We start from the raw sequence: 14,790 nt of genomic DNA, 5'->3' as shown, positions 1-14,790 counted from the left end.
ATGGCGCAGCGCGAGCCGGTGCTCGACGAAGGCGCGGTGCGCCTTGAGGGTGGGCGCGTCGACCTGCTGGTGGTGGCGCAGATGGTGAAGCCCGGCTCCCGCGTGCTGGACGTGGGCGCGGGCGACGGCGCCCTGCTGGAGCTGCTCGCCACCACGCGCGGGTGCGACGCCCGCGGCATCGAGCTGTCCCGCGAGGGGGTGAACGGCGCGGTGGCGCGCGGCCTCGCCGTGATCCAGGGCGACGCCGACGTGGACCTCGCCCATTATCCAGACGACGCCTTCGACTATGTCATCCTCTCCCAGACGCTCCAGGCCACCCGCCGCCCGCGCTGGGTGCTGGAGCAGATGCTGCGCATCGGCCGGCGCGCCATCGTCTCCTTCCCCAATTTCGGCCACTGGCGCTCGCGGCTCGACCTGCTGGTGAACGGCCGCATGCCGGTGACGGACAACATGCCCTTCGCTTGGTACGAGACGCCCAACATCCACTTCTGCACCATCCGCGACTTCGTGACCCTGGCCGGGGCGCTGGATGCGCGGATGGAGAAGGCGGTGGCGCTCGATTCCGCCGGCCACCGGGTGCGCTTCAACATGCCGTGGTGGGTGTGGAACCTGATGGGCGAGCAGGCGGTGTTCCTGCTCTCGCGGGGGGAACAGGCTCGCTGAGTCCCTGGGAGCGCAGGCCGAGCGCCGGTTCCATCGCCGGCTCCAGCACCGGCGCGAGACGCGGGCGGCGCACCATGACCGGGCGGTGGAGCTGCTTCGTCGCCTCCACCACCAACACCCCCGAGAAGGGCAGCGACAGCCGCGCGCCGATGCGCTCGAACGCCACGGCGGTGCGCAGGAACCAGTGGCTCGGCGGCGCGTAGAGCGCCTCGCCCCAGCCCACGGGGGTGAACAGCGCCTCCCGGAGCAGCCCCACCACCTGCCCGCGCGAGAATGGGCGGCCGTTGCCGAAGGGGGTGGTATCGAGCCGCGCCCACACGCCGCGCCGGTTGGGCACCACCGCCAGCAGCCGCCCGCCGGGCGCGAGCACGCGCCACACCTCACGCAGCATCTCGGCCGGGTTGGCTGTCATTTCCAAGGCGTGCACGGCCACCACGCGGTCCATGCTCGCGGTGGGCAGGGGCAGCATGGCCTCGTCGGCGAGCGCGGCGAGCGCCGGGCCGCTGGAGGGCCAGCGCACCACCCCCTGGGCCGCCGGCATCAGGGCGATGCAGCGCTCCGCCTCCTCGCGGAACACGCCGAGATAGGGGATGGCATAGCCGAGCCCCATCACCGAGAGGCCGGTCACGTCATCGAAGCGGGCGCGGATGGCGCGCACCAGCAGCCGCCGCGTCATGACGCCGAGCGGCTGTGCGTAAAAATTGCGCAGGTCGACGACATCGACATTCATGCCGCCGCCCGCGATCCCCTGGCTGCCGAGATCCCACATCCTGCCGAATCCGGAACGGGCGCCGGCCACCCTCGGCCCGCGCCCCGGACGGCATCAATAAACCATCGGTGCCCGCAGGTCGCCTGGGATCTGCCAGCGCGGCGGGAAAGCCGGGGGAGGCGGGACGGCAAAGCCTCTGCTATCATGGCGCGCCTATTGCCCCGGAGGAGCCTTTCGTGCCGGCCGAGATCCGTCTCGTTCCCTGCCTCGCCGACAACTACGCCGTGCTGCTGCACGATCCGGCCACGGAGGCGACCGCCGTGGTGGACGCGCCCGACGGCGCCGCCATCATCGCCGCGGCCGATGCCGCGGGATGGCCGATCAACCAGGTGCTGGTGACCCACCACCACGCCGACCACGTGCAGGGCATCCCCGCCCTCAAGGACCGCTACGGCGCCACCGTGGTGGGCCCGCGCAAGGAGGCCGCCCTCATCCCCGGCATCGACGCGGTGGTGGAGGATGGGGACCCGGTCGCCGTGGGCGGCCTCGTGGGGCGGGTGCTGGAGGTGCCCGGCCACACGGCGGGCCACGTGGCCTATCTGTTCGAGGGCGAGCGGCTCCTGTTCTCGGGTGACACGCTGTTCTCCCTGGGCTGCGGCCGCGCCTTCGAGTGCGAGCCGGCGGTGCTGTGGCGCTCGCTGCTGCGGCTGCGCGCCCTGCCGGAGGCCCTCTCGGTCTATTGCGGGCACGAATACACGCTTTCCAACGCCCGCTTCGCCCTTTCGGTGGACCCGGACAATGCGGACCTCAAGGCGTTCGCGGCGCGGGCGGAGGCCGAGCGCGCGGCCGGGCGGCCCACCGTGCCCTCGCGCCTCGCCGAGGAGATCGCGGCCAATCCCTTCCTGCGGGCGGACGACGCGGCGCTCGCCGCGCGGCTCGGCCTCGCCGGGGCGGAGCCCGCCGCCGTCTTCACCGAGCTGCGCGCCCGCAAGAACGATTTCAGGGGCTGAACCGTGGACCTCTCCGAATCCCTCGATCCGCGCCTCGCGGCGGCAGACGTGATCGCCCTGCTCGGCCTTCAGCCCCACCCGGAGGGCGGCCACTTCCGCGAGACCTTCCGCGACGTGGCGCCGGATGGCGGGCGCGGCGCCTCCACGGCCATCTATTTCCTGCTCGCCGCCGGGGAGCGCTCCCACTGGCACCGGGTGGACGCGGTGGAGATCTGGCATTGGCACGCCGGCGCGCCGCTCACCCTCTCGCTTGCCCATGGCGGGGCCCGCGAGGAGCTGGTGCTGGGGCCGGGGCTCGGCCGGGGCGAGCGGCCCCAGGGGGTGGTGCCCGCCTTCGCCTGGCAGGCGGCGGAAAGCCGGGGCGCCTGGACGCTCGTGGGCTGCACGGTCGCCCCCGCCTTCGAGTTCGCGGGCTTCGAGCTGGCGCCGCCCGGCTGGTCTCCCGGCTGAGCAGGCGCGCGCCGCCGGTCATCGGCGGCCATCGCTTTCGGGGGGCGTTTCCGCCGACGGAACGGGTTCAGCCGCCGCTGGAGCGCGCGCCATGGGCCGCGGAGAGCGCCACCGCGTCTCCTTCCACCACGTCGGCCGTGGCATCGGCGCCCATCAGCACCAGCAGCTTGGCGCGGGCGCGGTTCACCCGGCTCTTGATGGTGCCCAGGGCGCAGCCGCACACCTCCGCCGCCTCTTCGTAGGAGAGGCCCGCGGCGCCCACCAGCACCAGCGCCTCGCGCTGGTCGTCGGGCAGGTGGCCCAGCGCCTCCTGGAGCGACTGGAGGGTCATGGACCACTCCTGGCTCGGGCCCACGTTGCCGTCCTGCTGCGCCAGGGTGGCGAGGCCCTCGTTCTCGCGCCGGCGCTTGCGCATGTCGGTGTAGTAGGTGTTGCGCAGGATGGTGAACAGCCACGCCCGCAGGTTCGTGCCGGGGTCGAAGCGGTCGATGTTGGCGAGCGCCTTCAGCAGGGTCTCCTGCACCAGGTCGTCGGCCTCGGTGCGGTTGCGGGTGAGCGAGCGCGCGAAGGCGCGCAGCGCCGGCAGGAACTCCAGCACCTGCATGCGCAGGGGCGGGTCGCTGTCGGGGCCGGTCGCGTGCGGGCGTGGCGTCACGTCCATGGCGAACCCTCGCGTGCGAAAACACCGGGTGCGCCTGCGGCCCGCTCGCTGCGGCGCCGTGGCGCGATCCGCCTGCGCCGTGCCTCGTCACGGAGGGGAGGGAAGCGTCGCCGCTCCCCGTCCTCGCGCCGGTTTTCCCGGTCTGCGCTGCGCATCTGACGCATCTTAGGCCAGCACGCCGCGCGGCGGAAGGGATGCCCCCGGTTCCGTCGGGAGATCACCTTTCGGTGATGCACGCCTACGCCTCCCGGCCGCAAGCTCAAGCGCCGCGACCGCCGGAGCCCTGCCCGCCGTGCTTCTGCCCGCCCTTCTGCCCGGCCTGGGAGGCGAGGGCGCGGTCCCGCGAGAAGCTGCGCTGATCGTCGGAGACGCTCTGCCCGCCCTTGCGGCCGGCGGCGGCGGCCAGCGCCCGGTTCTGGAAGAAGCTGCGCTTTTCCGCCGGCACGCTCTCGCCGCCCTTGCGGGCGATGGCACGCTGCTTTTCCGCGTCCATGGCCGCGAAGCCGCGGTGGGAAGGGGCCTTTGTATGAACCTTTTCCATGACTGCTGCTCCTGGTCCCTTGCTGACGTTCTGCACCCCCGCCGGCCGGCGGCCACGGAGCGGGCATCCGGCTCCCGAACCATGAACGTTGCAGAAGGCCACAGGTTCCCGTGTTCCGCGCAGGAACGCTCAGGGCGTGGCGACGGGGCAGGGGAAGTCGCCCGAAACCAGGGTGCGGCCCGCGCCGGCGCCATGGGCGAGGTTGCCGCCGAGCTGGGCGGCGAAGCCGTGGGCGAGGTCGCCCGCTGCGCGGGGAGCCGCTTCCGGCAGCATCGCCGCGACCTGGATGGACAGGCGCCCGCCCGAGACGCGCGCGCGCAGGGTGAGGGCGGCGGGCTTTTCGGCGGGCTCCTCTCCGGCGGCGGTGAGGCCAAGCACGATCTCCGCCACCATCAGCGCCAGCGGCACCGCCATGTCGGTGGGCAGGGGCGCATCCTGGGCCTCGACGGTGATCCGGGCCGGGCGCTCGCAGGCGCCCTCCAGAAGCCCGCCGAGCTCGCGCAGCAGCTCGCGCAGGCGCACCTTGGAGCCATCGGCGGCCTCGTGAAGGAGGCGGTGCACCAGGGCGAGGGTGTTGACGCGGGTGCGCAGCTGGTCGAACCGCCGCCGGTCCTCGCCGCGCAGCCCCGAGCCGTAGAGGCTGATGAGGCTCACCACGATCTGGAGGCTGTTCTTGACCCGGTGGTGGATCTCGCGCACCAGGCCGGTCTTCTCGGCGAGGGCGAGCCGCAGCCGCGCGTCGCGCTCGCGCACCGCCAGGGCCATCTCCTCCACCGCGTGGCCGAGGGCGCGGAACTCGCTCGGGGCGGCGTCGAAGCGGGTGGGCCGGAAAGTGTAATGGCCGCGCGCGTACACCGCCGTGACCCGGCGCAGGTAGAGCAGCCACTGCAGCACGGTGCGGTCCACCGCCAGCCACAGCCCCACCAGGCTCACCACCACGATCAGCGAGGGCAGGGCGAAGCTCGCCGCGACCGTCAGCACGGTCCAGGGGAACAGGCGCTCGGTGGGCATGGCATAGGCGGCCACCAGCCCCTCGCGGCCCAGCGGCGCGGTGGCGAAGGTGAAGCTTCGCCCGTCGGGGTCGCGCACCTCGCGCAGCTCGCGGGTGGGCCCGCTGACGGGATGTTCCGCGAACAATGCGCTGGAGACGACGCGCGCGTTGGAGAGCAGCTCCACGCCCTGGGCCGAGAACAGGGCCACCACGCCCTGGCCGGCGGGGGTCTCGCGCCGCAGCAGCCCCTCGAGCCAGGAGACGTCCATGGAGAGGGTGACGGCGCCGACGAAGGTGCCGTCGCGCTCGCGCAGCGGCAGCACGCCCACCAGCACCTCGGTGGCGGCCGCGCGGCTGAACACCGGGCCCGACAGCAGGAAGCGCGAATCCCGCGTTGCCTGCCGCCACCAGGCCTCGCCCGAGACGTTGCGCGCCTCCAGCGGCAGGGCGGAGCACAGCACGCGTCCCTCGCGGTTCATTACCCCGATGTTGCTGGCGAAGGGCAGGCTCAGCACCGCGCCGTGCAGGATCGCCGGGCACGCGGGCGCCGCCTCCCGCACGTCGGCGACGTTCTGCAGCGCCCGCAGCACGTTTTCCGCCGAGGCGAACACCTTCTCGATGGTCGAGGCGTCGGCCTGCACGTGCTGCAGCAGGCGCCCCCGGGCCTCCTGCTGGGCGGCCCGCAGCTGCAGGGCGCCCTGCACGAAATTGAGCCCGGCGATGGGCGCGAGGGCGAACAGCACCATCACGATCAGCCGGCGCCGCACGCTGTCCAGCAGGCCGCGCGGCTCGCCGGCGGCGGCCGCGAAGATGGCGTTGCGCTCCTTGTGGTGCGCGCGCTCGGCCTGCGCCTTCACCCACTCCATCTGAAGCTCCGATGTGACCGGCCGTCGTCCGCGCGACGACGCAGCTGAAGCGAACCCCCATCCGCTTTACAATGCAATGCGTTGCCTGCCGGTTCCGGGCGGACGGGAACTTTCCGGCGAGGGGCGCGTTGGACGTCCGTCCCTTTTGTTGCCGGTTTCCCGGCGCAACACTGCGTTGGAGAGCTGCGCCGCGGGCGCGGGCCATCCATCACGGAGCCGCGCATGTCGCCTTCCTCGATCGTGAAGCAGATCCCGTCACTCAGGCGCTATGCGCGGGCGCTCCTGGGCTCGCAGGCGGCCGGGGACGCCGCGGTGCAGGACACGCTGTCCGCGCTCATCGACGGCAAGGTGCCGCTCGACAGCGGGGTCTCGCCCCGCGTGGCACTGCATCGCGCCTTCCACCGGGTGTGGAACCGCAAGGCGGCGCCCGGCCTTCCGGATTTGCGCGCCGACCAGCGCCTGCAGGCCATGGACGTCTCCTCCCGCGTCGCCTTCCTGCTCACCGCCATGGAGGGCTTCTCCTACACCGAGGCGGCGAGCATCCTCGGCGTGCCCATCGAGGAGGTGGAGGCGCAGGTGATCGCCGCCCAGCGCGACATCGACCGGCAGACCGCCACCCGCGTGCTCATCATCGAGGACGAATGGGTGATCGCCCTCGACCTGCGCAGCCTCGTGAGCGACCTGGGGCACGAGGTGGTCGGCGTCGCGCCCACCCGCTCCAAGGCGGTGGAGCTGGCCGAGGCGGGGGACTTCGGCCTCGTGCTCGCGGACATCCAGCTTGCCGACGGCTCCTCGGGGGTCGATGCGGTGAGCGACATCCTGGGCGGCTGCGACGTGCCGGTGATCTTCATCACCGCCTTTCCGGACCGCCTGCTCACGGGCGAGCGGCCGGAGCCGACCTATCTCATCACCAAGCCGTTCCTCTCCGAGACGGTGAAGGCCACCATCGCCCAGGCCCTTTTCTTCCACGGCGCGCGCGGCGCGCCGGGCCCGCTGGCCCGCACCGCCTGACGCGACACGCGGCGACCTTGCGGGGGCGGGGCGTTCCGGCGCATCCTCCTTCCGCGTCGCACGCCACAGGAGCCTTTTCCATGGTCGAGAAGTCCGCAGCCCCGAAGGCCGAGGCCGCCCACGTCGAAACCGCCGTCGAGCCCACGCTCGATGACGTGCGCCAGGATCTGGAGCGCCTCAAGGCCGAGATTTCCCGTTTGCTCGATGTGGCCGGGCAGAGTGCCAGGCAGGCGGCGGACGAGGCCGTCAGCGCCGCCGAGGCGGGGGCCGAGAGCGCCGGCCTGTGGGCGGAAGGCCGCTGCGGCGCCCTGCGCTCCACCATCCGCGAGCAGCCGCTGACCGCTTGCGCCATCGCGGCCGGCGTCGGGCTCATCCTGGGCCAGGTGCTGCTGCGGCGCTGACGCCGGCCGGGACGCCGCCGGGCTCCGTGGCCCGGCCTCAGTCTTCCGGCACCTCGATGCCGAACTGGCGCAGGGCGGCGCGCAGGGTGGCGACGTCATAGGGCTTGCGGATGACCGTCACGCGCTCGGTGCCGGCGAGCCGCGCCTCCACCTCCTCGGCGGCGTAGCCGGTGGCGATCACCACGGGCAGGTCCGGCCGGAACCGGCGCAGGGCGCGCACCACCTCGTCGCCGCCCATGTCCGGCAGGCCCATGTCCACGAGGGCGAGCACCAGGGCCTCCGCCGGCGCCCCGTCCCCGGCGATCTGCGCCAGCGCGGCGCGCCCGTGGGTGGCGACCGTCACCGCGAAGCCGTGGTCCTCCAGGACCTGCTGGGCGACGAGCGCCACGAACGGCTCGTCCTCCACCAGCAGGATGGTGCCGCGGCCGGCCGGCTGATCGCGCAATATGCTCCCTCCTGCTCCGCCGCCGGGCCTGTGGCGCGGCGCGGTCCGGGTCGATTCCCGGGCCATCATGGCACATCGCGGAAGCCGCCGCAGGCCACGGCGCCGGCGGTCGCGGCGGCACGGTTGCCGAGCTTGCGCGGGCCGGGGCATCATGGCAACAGGCGGAAGCCGGTCCCCGGCCCGCCGCGGCCGTTGCGTTCCGCCGCGCCGTGACCATGTTCCCTCCGGGGCGGTGCCGCCCGGCCCCGCGTGTCCCTTTCGAGCCGCAGGATGCCCGACGCATGTTCCGCAGCCTCTCCGACTTCATCACGGATATCACCGGCGGTCGCCGCGAGGTGGCCCAGTTCGGTGTCGACGACTACCGCCTCGCCGCCGCCGCACTGCTGGTGCACGTCATCACCGTGGACGGGGTGGTGGCCGATTCCGAGCGGGCGGTGCTGAAGCGCGTGCTGGAGCAGCGCTTCTCCCTTTCCGAGGCGGAAAGCGGTGCCCTGGTGGAATTGGCCATTGCCAAGGATGCCGAAGCCGTTGATCTTTATGCTTTCACCAGCGTGCTCAACCGGGCGCTGGACGAGGAAGGCCGGCGGCGCATCGTGGAGATGATGTTCCAGGTGGCCTTCGCGGACGGCACCTTGACGGAGTTCGAGGACAACGTCGTGTGGCGCGCGGCGGAACTGCTCAATGTGGATACGCGCGACCGGGTGGAGATCCGTCGCGAGATCCGTGAGGAGGCGGAAACTGGCGGTGAACGACAGGACTAGCGCGCCGGCCGGCGGGATCGAGGTGGCGCGGGCCCGGCACGACGATGCCGCGGGAAGCGGCAGCGGCTCCGCGCGCGACGCCCGCCCGGAAGCCGGGCTTCCAGGCCCGGCGCTTCGGGAAGAGGCGCCGCCCCTGGCGCCTGGAAATACCCCATGCGCCGCGTCCGCCGCACCGGAGCGGGACAGCGCGGACGCCACCGACATTCTCATCGTCGTGCACCAGGCCCATTCCACGCCCGGCCGCATCGGAGAGCGTCTGCAGCGGCGCGGCTACCGGCTCGACGTGCGCCGCCCGGCCCTGGGCGATCCGCTGCCGCAGACCCTTGCCTCCTATGCGGGCGCGGTGGTGTTCGGCGGGCCCATGAGCGCCAATGACGACCTGCCCTTCATCCGCGCCGAGATCGACTTCATCGAGAAGGCGCTCGCGGCCGAGGCGCCGCTGCTGGGCATCTGCCTTGGCGCGCAGATGATGGCGAAGGCGCTCGGGGCCTCGGTTTCGCCCCACCGCGAGGGGGCGTGCGAGATCGGCTACTACCCGCTCGAGGCCACCGACGCGGGGGCGGCGATTCTGAACTGGCCGAGCCACGTCTACCACTGGCATTCCGAGGGCTTCGACCTGCCGCGCGGCGCCGACCTGCTCGCCACCGGGGAGGTGTTCCCCAACCAGGCGTTCCGCTATGGCGGATCGGCCTACGGCCTGCAGTTCCACCCCGAGGTGACGCGCGAGATGATGTGCCTGTGGACCGTCCGCGGCGCGCACAACCTCACCAAGCGCGGGGCGCAGCCGGGGGAGGCCCACCTGCAGGGGTGGGGCCGCTACGATGCCGCCGTCTGCCGCTGGCTCGACGGCTTCCTCGACATGTGGCTCGCGACCGAGGGCGGCCCGCGCGTGCGCGTGGGCTGATGCCATCAGTCTGAGCCAGCGCGGGGTGCGCCTCCTCGGCTTCGCCCGGGCGCCGCGCGGGGCTTGGAGCAATTCCAGCAAAAACGCGCAGCGGTTTTGCGTCCGTGATTGCTTCAAACCAATAAGTCAGAGCATTTCCGGCGGATCGGCTTTCGCCGTAAATGTTCTCGTCATGCGCCCTTGAGCCCGGCGCGCGGGCTCGGCATGAGGTCGCCCTTCAGCCTGTCGTTCCCCTAAGGTCGACGCTGCCCGCCGGGCGCGCCGACCCGCTGCGCCATGCCTGTCCGGGCGGGCCGCTCCCAGGGCGGAGGGGTCATTGCAAAGTGCAAGACATTGCGGCGGATATCGCAATTTGCGATTTCAGAATGCAATCTGCATTCGCGAGAGGCTCGCAATATCCATATCTTGTGTCATGAGTGTCGATGCGTCATTGATGTGGGTGGTTTCCTATTGGCCTCGGTCTTGCTAGTAAGGGGTAGGATCGATCGTCAGGTGTCAGCGTCATCGATCCGGACAAAGGGCGTTCGTCGACCCCCGGCGAACGCCCTTATTCCATTCTGGGGAATAATCCGCTCCGGCACCGGCGGGCGCCGTTCGATCGCGGCTCTCCCGGCGCCCATCATGCTGCCGTCTTCCTCCTGTTCGGTGCGCGCGACCGCGAGCCTGGGCGCAGCCGCCCGCACGGCGCGCGCGTGAAGGACACGAAGCATGGACGCACAGGCGCCGCGACCCGCCATCGAGGGCATCGGCTATTCCATCCGCGCCACCTCGCCGGATTTCGAGGATCTCGGCCCCAAGCTGGACGAAGCCGAGCGGCTCGGCGTCGATTTCGTCGAGCTGCCCATCTTCGCCTGGACCCTCATCATCGACGGCCGGGTGCTGACCGAGCGCCTGGAGCGCCTCGTCGCCGCCACCGCGAACCGGCCCTTCGGCTACACCGTGCACGGCCCGCTCGCCGTGAACCTGATGGATCATCCGAGCCGGCAGCCGCGCCACCTCGCGTGCCTGGAGGCGGCCATCGATGTCGCCGGCGCCCTCGGCGCGCGCACGCTGGTGGCGCACACCGGCTGCGTGCGTGAGGAGAGCGACGTGGACGCGGCCTATGTGCGTCAGCGCGCCGCCCTCGCCCGCGCCGGGGACCGCGCCGCCCGCCACGGCCTCACCCTGTGCGTCGAGAACATCTTCCGCTTCGAGCCCATGCGCGAGACCGCTCTGCCCTCGCGCCTCGCCGCCGAGATCGCGGCCGTCGACCACCCCCACGTGCGGGCGACGCTGGATTTCAGCCACGCTTTCCTGCGTACCACCGATGCGGGCGCCGACTATCTCTCGGAGATCGCGGCCCTCGCCCCCTATGCCCGCCACCTGCATGTCCATGACAGCTTCGGCCGCCCCGCCACCAGCTGGGCCATCGACGAGGGCGAGCGGGCGGCGCTGGGGGAGGGGGACCTGCACCTGCCGCTGGGCTGGGGCGCCATCGACTGGGAAAAGGTGGCGCAGCGCTGCCGCTTCGATGCCGGAACGGTGGTGAACTTGGAGCTCAACCGCCGCTACTGGAGCGAGCTGCCGGGCCAGATCCCGGTGCTGCGCGCGCTCGCGGCCCGCTTCCGGCAGGCCGCGCTCGCCGCCTGAGGGCGCGCGTCCCGCCCTCGCCGCCCGTCCGCGCGGACTTTCTTCGCGCGGGCGGTGCTCCCGGCGCGCGAATATGCTCTAGCTTGGCGCGTGTCCAAACGGGAGGCCGCCGAACATGACGGGCAAAGACACCCCCGCCACCCTTCTCTCGCCGAGCACGAAGACGCTGCTCGCGCGCTACAGCGTCTTCATCGCCGTCAGCCTCGGCGCGGTGATCTGCGTGATCCTCTCCTTCACCTCGCACCAGGCGTGGCTGATCGGCTTCTGCGTGCTGTTCCCGCTGGTGCTGCTCGGCGTGTTCGACATCACCCAGCCGGACCATTCGCTGCTGCGCAACTATCCCGTCATCGGCTCCATGCGCTGGCTGTTCGAGGCCATCCGGCCCTACCTGCGCCAGTACCTGATGGAGGACGACCTCTCCGAGAAGCCCTACAACCGCGACGACCGCTCGCTGGTCTACGCCCGTTCCAAGAACGAGGAGGACCGCCAGCCCTTCGGCACCGAGCTCGACACCTACGCCGCCGAATACGAATGGATGACCCATTCCCTGGCGCCCACCCCGGTGAGCAAGGCGCCGTTCCGGGTGACGGTGGGCGGGCCGGCCTGCGCGCGGCCCTATTCGGCCTCGGTGCTCAATGTCTCGGCCATGAGCTTCGGCTCGCTGGGCGGCAACGCCATCGAGGCGCTGAACCTCGGCGCCCGGCGGGGCGGCTTTTACCACGATACGGGTGAGGGCAGCCTCTCCAAGTACCATCGCATCCATGGCGGCGACATCGTGTGGGAGATCGCCTCCGGCTATTTCGGCTGCCGCAACCCGGATGGAACCTTCTCGCCGGAGCGGTTCCGCGAGCGGGCGGCGGACGACCAGGTGAAGATGATCGAGGTCAAGCTCTCCCAGGGCGCCAAGCCCGGCCACGGCGGCATGCTGCCCGGCGCCAAGGTGACGCCGGAGATCGCCGAGGCGCGCGGCATTCCGGTGGGGGTGGACTGCATCTCGCCCGCCCGCCACTCGGCCTTCTCCACGCCGGTGGAGATGATGGAGTTCGTGGGCCGCCTGCGCGAGCTTTCCGGCGGCAAGCCGGTGGGGCTCAAGCTATGCGTCGGCCATCCTACCGAGGTGTTCGCCATGGCCAAGGCCATGCTGAAGACCGGCATCCGGCCCGACTTCATCGTCGTGGACGGATCGGAGGGCGGCACCGGCGCCGCGCCCCACGAGCTGGCCGACCACGTGGGCATGCCGCTGCGCGAGGGGCTGATGATCGTGCGCAATGCGCTGGTGGGCACGGGGCTGCGGCCCGAGGTGCGGCTCGCCGCCGCCGGCAAGGTCACCTCCGGCTTCTCCATGGCGGCCAACATGGCCATCGGCGCCGACTGGTGCAACGCCGCCCGCGCCTTCATGTTCTCGCTCGGCTGCGTGATGAGCATGCGCTGCCACACCGGCCAGTGCCCCACCGGCGTCACCACCTCCGATCCCCATCTCCAGCGCGGGCTGGTGGTGACGGAGAAGGCGGATCGGGTGGAGAGCTTCCACCGCCACACGGTGGCCGCGCTGGCGGAGCTGGTGGCGGCGGCGGGCCTGCACCATCCGAGCGAGCTGCTGCCCCACCACATATGGCACCGGGTGAGCCCTATCGAGGTGAAGGCGCTGGACCGCATCTATCCCTTCCTGCCCGCCGGCATCCTGCTCGATGCGCCCGACGACACCCATTACGCGGCCGACTGGGCGGCCGCCGATGCGGACAGCTTCGCGCCCCGCCAGGTGGTGGGCCCCCGGCGCGTCGCCTGAGCCGTCGCCGCGCTTCGGAGCGGCACCACGGGAGACAGGGCCCGGCGCCGCCACGACATCTTGCGGCGGCGCCGGGCCCTTCCCATATCCGCTGAGGCCGGGATGCCGCAGAGGGTCCCGGCGGGCGCGGCCGGATAGGCGCGCGCCCGGCAAGCCGGATCGCTTGACCAAGTCGCTTGATGAGGACTTGAGGCATGTCGCGAGTATCTTCGTTGTCGAGCCCTTTTCTCCTGGGGTTCGACGAGGTCGAGCGGGTGCTCGACCGGGTGACCAAGGGCGCCGACGGGTATCCTCCCTACAATGTGGAGAGGATCGAGGCGGCGGCGGGGGAGCCGCTCTGCCTGCGCATTACGCTGGCGGTGGCGGGTTTTTCTTCCGATGAGCTTGAGATCACCCTCGAAGAGCGGGAGCTGACCATCCGCGGACGGCAGGTGGACGACGGGCAGAACCGCGTCTTCCTGCATCGGGGCATCGCGGCGCGGCAGTTCCAGCGCACCTTCGTCCTCGCGGAAGGCATGAACGTGCTCGGCGCAGAGCTGCGCAACGGCCTGCTTTCCGTGGATCTGGTCCGCCCCGAGCCGGAGCGGCAGGTCAAGCGGATCGATATCGTCTCGCGGCCCTGAGGGCGTGGGCGGTGGCGCGCCGGAGTGAGGAGTAGAAATGATGATGACAGAGAATTCGACACACGAGATGACGCCCGAGGCGCTGGCGGGGCTGGGTGGCGGCGAGATCGCCTATGTCCGCACCATCCGCTCGGAGGACGTGAAGGCCCTGTTCCCGCAGGCGCCGCAGATCGCGCCGGGCATGACGCTGTTCACCCTTCATGCGGCCGATGGCACGCCCATCATGCTGACCGACAGCCGCGAGGCCGCGCTGGCCAACGCCATGGAGCACGAACTGGTGACGGTGAGCGTGCACTGATGCGCCGTAGCGAGGCGCGCCGCCCGGCGGGGGCGTGAGCCCCCGTGGGCCTATTTACCCTGGGCCTGTCTATCCGTGGCGCCACGATGGCCTGAGAGGCTGGTAGGTGCGGCCGCGGGGGCGCTGTGCTTGGGATTTTTCGCGGCTGGCAGCGGCGATGCATCGAGCCGTTTCCGACGATGCCACCGCGTTCAGGACGATTCGTCTCCGGAAAATGCGGCAGCGCCGTTCAGCGCATTGGCGCCATTGTGGGCCGCTTGCCGCGCGCGTGATGAATGAACAGCCTCGAGCCTTCCACCGCGAGGCCGAACGCGGCGGACCGGCACGGCCTGCGATACCTTTCACCCTTTCTGGCGAACATGGAGACTCGCAGTCCGCGAGTGTGGCGGCGCGGTCCAACCCGGCCGTCTCCGGCATCGCGCGGGCGAAGGCCCTCTTGCCCTTGATCGCCGCAGGCGGCTCCTCGCCGCCCGCCACTTGGCGCCTTGGCGGCCCCGCCTGCCGCCGTCAGGCGGCGTTGGAGGCCGTGGTGGCGGTGAGGAGGTTGTACATGAGGGTGGCGTCGCGGGTGGCGCGGAGCTTTTCCACCACATCCGGGTCGCGCAGCATGCGGGCCACGCGCGCCAGCGCCTTCAGATGATCGGCGCCCGCCGCTTCCGGGGCCAGCAGCAGGAACACGAGGTCCACCGGCTCGCCGTCCAGCGATTCGAAGTCGATGGGCTTCTCCAGCCGCGCGAACAGGCCCACCAGCTTGTCGAGGTTGGGCAGCTTGCCGTGGGGAATGGCGATGCCGTTGCCCACGCCGGTAGAGCCGAGACGCTCCCGCTGCAGGAGCGTCTCGAAGATTTCCCGCTGGTCCTTGTTCACCAGCAGGGCGGCCTGCTGGGACAGTTCCTGGAGAACCTGCTTCTTGCTGCTCGCCCGCAACATCGGGAAGACCGCGTTCGGAACGAGGAGGTCGGCAAGGGGCATAGGTCGGTTCCCTGCGGCGTACGGCCCGGCGATTGAGAAGGCGCGGACGCCTAGCTCATGCCGGGGCGA

At 71.5% G+C, this 14,790-nt stretch carries 17 protein-coding genes; 11 read left to right on the top strand and 6 right to left on the bottom strand.

What is annotated here, in order from left to right; genetic code table 11:
- Positions 1-663 (top strand): methionine biosynthesis protein MetW, encoded by a 663-nt coding sequence (gene metW / locus V5F75_RS01335; protein WP_394034385.1) that lies wholly within the window; start codon positions 1-3, stop codon positions 661-663.
- Here the strand turns inward: metW and V5F75_RS01330 are convergent.
- The gene (locus V5F75_RS01330) at positions 584-1,393 is read right to left on the bottom strand and encodes a class I SAM-dependent methyltransferase (protein WP_394034418.1); all 810 of its coding nucleotides are present in this window, start codon (positions 1,391-1,393) and stop codon (positions 584-586) included. The two genes, metW and V5F75_RS01330, sit on opposite strands and share 80 nt — an antisense overlap.
- A gap of 215 nt (positions 1,394-1,608) precedes the next feature.
- Between V5F75_RS01330 and gloB the strand changes: the two genes are divergently transcribed.
- On the top strand, positions 1,609-2,382 hold the full coding sequence (gene gloB / locus V5F75_RS01325) for a hydroxyacylglutathione hydrolase (RefSeq protein ID WP_394034384.1): 774 nt from the start codon (positions 1,609-1,611) through the stop codon (positions 2,380-2,382).
- Between the two features lie 3 nt (positions 2,383-2,385).
- Positions 2,386-2,832 carry a cupin domain-containing protein gene (locus V5F75_RS01320; RefSeq protein ID WP_394034383.1) on the top strand — a complete coding sequence of 149 codons (447 nt, stop codon included), beginning with the start codon at positions 2,386-2,388 and terminating at the stop codon, positions 2,830-2,832.
- 67 nt (positions 2,833-2,899) lie between these two features.
- Here V5F75_RS01320 and V5F75_RS01315 read toward each other — a convergent pair whose 3' ends face one another.
- The 3 genes from V5F75_RS01315 to V5F75_RS01305 form a co-directional block, all read right to left on the bottom strand.
- Entirely contained in the window at positions 2,900-3,493 is a 594-nt protein-coding gene (locus tag V5F75_RS01315) for a sigma-70 family RNA polymerase sigma factor (RefSeq protein ID WP_394034382.1), read from the bottom strand.
- Positions 3,494-3,752: 259 nt separating this feature from the next.
- On the bottom strand, positions 3,753-4,034 hold the full coding sequence (locus V5F75_RS01310) for a con-10 family general stress protein (RefSeq protein WP_394034381.1): 282 nt from the start codon (positions 4,032-4,034) through the stop codon (positions 3,753-3,755).
- Positions 4,035-4,163: 129 nt separating this feature from the next.
- On the bottom strand, positions 4,164-5,891 hold the full coding sequence (locus V5F75_RS01305) for a sensor histidine kinase (RefSeq protein WP_394034380.1): 1,728 nt from the start codon (positions 5,889-5,891) through the stop codon (positions 4,164-4,166).
- 222 nt (positions 5,892-6,113) lie between these two features.
- Between V5F75_RS01305 and V5F75_RS01300 the strand changes: the two genes are divergently transcribed.
- Both V5F75_RS01300 and V5F75_RS01295 read left to right on the top strand, forming a co-directional pair.
- On the top strand, positions 6,114-6,902 hold the full coding sequence (locus V5F75_RS01300) for a response regulator (protein WP_394034379.1): 789 nt from the start codon (positions 6,114-6,116) through the stop codon (positions 6,900-6,902).
- Between the two features lie 80 nt (positions 6,903-6,982).
- Positions 6,983-7,303 carry a glycine zipper domain-containing protein gene (locus V5F75_RS01295; protein ID WP_394034378.1) on the top strand — a complete coding sequence of 107 codons (321 nt, stop codon included), beginning with the start codon at positions 6,983-6,985 and terminating at the stop codon, positions 7,301-7,303.
- Positions 7,304-7,340: 37 nt separating this feature from the next.
- Here the strand turns inward: V5F75_RS01295 and V5F75_RS01290 are convergent, their stop codons facing one another.
- Positions 7,341-7,748, bottom strand: a complete 408-nt coding sequence (locus tag V5F75_RS01290) for a response regulator (protein ID WP_394034377.1) — start codon at positions 7,746-7,748, stop codon at positions 7,341-7,343.
- Between the two features lie 281 nt (positions 7,749-8,029).
- Between V5F75_RS01290 and V5F75_RS01285 the strand changes: the two genes are divergently transcribed.
- The 6 genes from V5F75_RS01285 (at position 8,030) to V5F75_RS01260 (ending at position 13,749) form a co-directional block, all read left to right on the top strand.
- Entirely contained in the window at positions 8,030-8,509 is a 480-nt protein-coding gene (locus V5F75_RS01285) for a tellurite resistance TerB family protein (protein WP_394034376.1), read from the top strand.
- A gap of 202 nt (positions 8,510-8,711) precedes the next feature.
- Positions 8,712-9,413, top strand: coding sequence for a glutamine amidotransferase (locus V5F75_RS01280; RefSeq protein ID WP_509212169.1), 702 nt, complete (start codon positions 8,712-8,714; stop codon positions 9,411-9,413).
- A 708-nt stretch (positions 9,414-10,121) separates the two neighbouring features.
- Complete coding sequence (locus V5F75_RS01275; protein WP_394034375.1) at positions 10,122-11,042, top strand: sugar phosphate isomerase/epimerase family protein; 921 nt, start codon at positions 10,122-10,124, stop codon at positions 11,040-11,042.
- A gap of 115 nt (positions 11,043-11,157) precedes the next feature.
- Entirely contained in the window at positions 11,158-12,828 is a 1,671-nt protein-coding gene (locus tag V5F75_RS01270; protein WP_394034374.1) for an FMN-binding glutamate synthase family protein, read from the top strand.
- Positions 12,829-13,022: 194 nt separating this feature from the next.
- A complete protein-coding gene (locus tag V5F75_RS01265) occupies positions 13,023-13,451 on the top strand; it encodes an Hsp20 family protein (RefSeq protein WP_394034373.1) in 429 nt (142 codons plus the stop codon).
- A 43-nt stretch (positions 13,452-13,494) separates the two neighbouring features.
- Entirely contained in the window at positions 13,495-13,749 is a 255-nt protein-coding gene (locus V5F75_RS01260) for a BQ00720 family protein (RefSeq protein ID WP_394034416.1), read from the top strand.
- Between the two features lie 507 nt (positions 13,750-14,256).
- Here the strand turns inward: V5F75_RS01260 and ptsN are convergent.
- Entirely contained in the window at positions 14,257-14,721 is a 465-nt protein-coding gene (gene ptsN, locus V5F75_RS01255; RefSeq protein WP_394034372.1) for a PTS IIA-like nitrogen regulatory protein PtsN, read from the bottom strand.
- Between the last annotated feature and the right edge of the window lie 69 nt (positions 14,722-14,790).

It is taken from the genome of Xanthobacter albus (genome assembly GCF_043194895.2).
Classification (GTDB): Bacteria; Pseudomonadota; Alphaproteobacteria; order Rhizobiales; family Xanthobacteraceae; genus Xanthobacter.
This window is presented reverse-complemented; position numbering and strand designations above follow the sequence as displayed.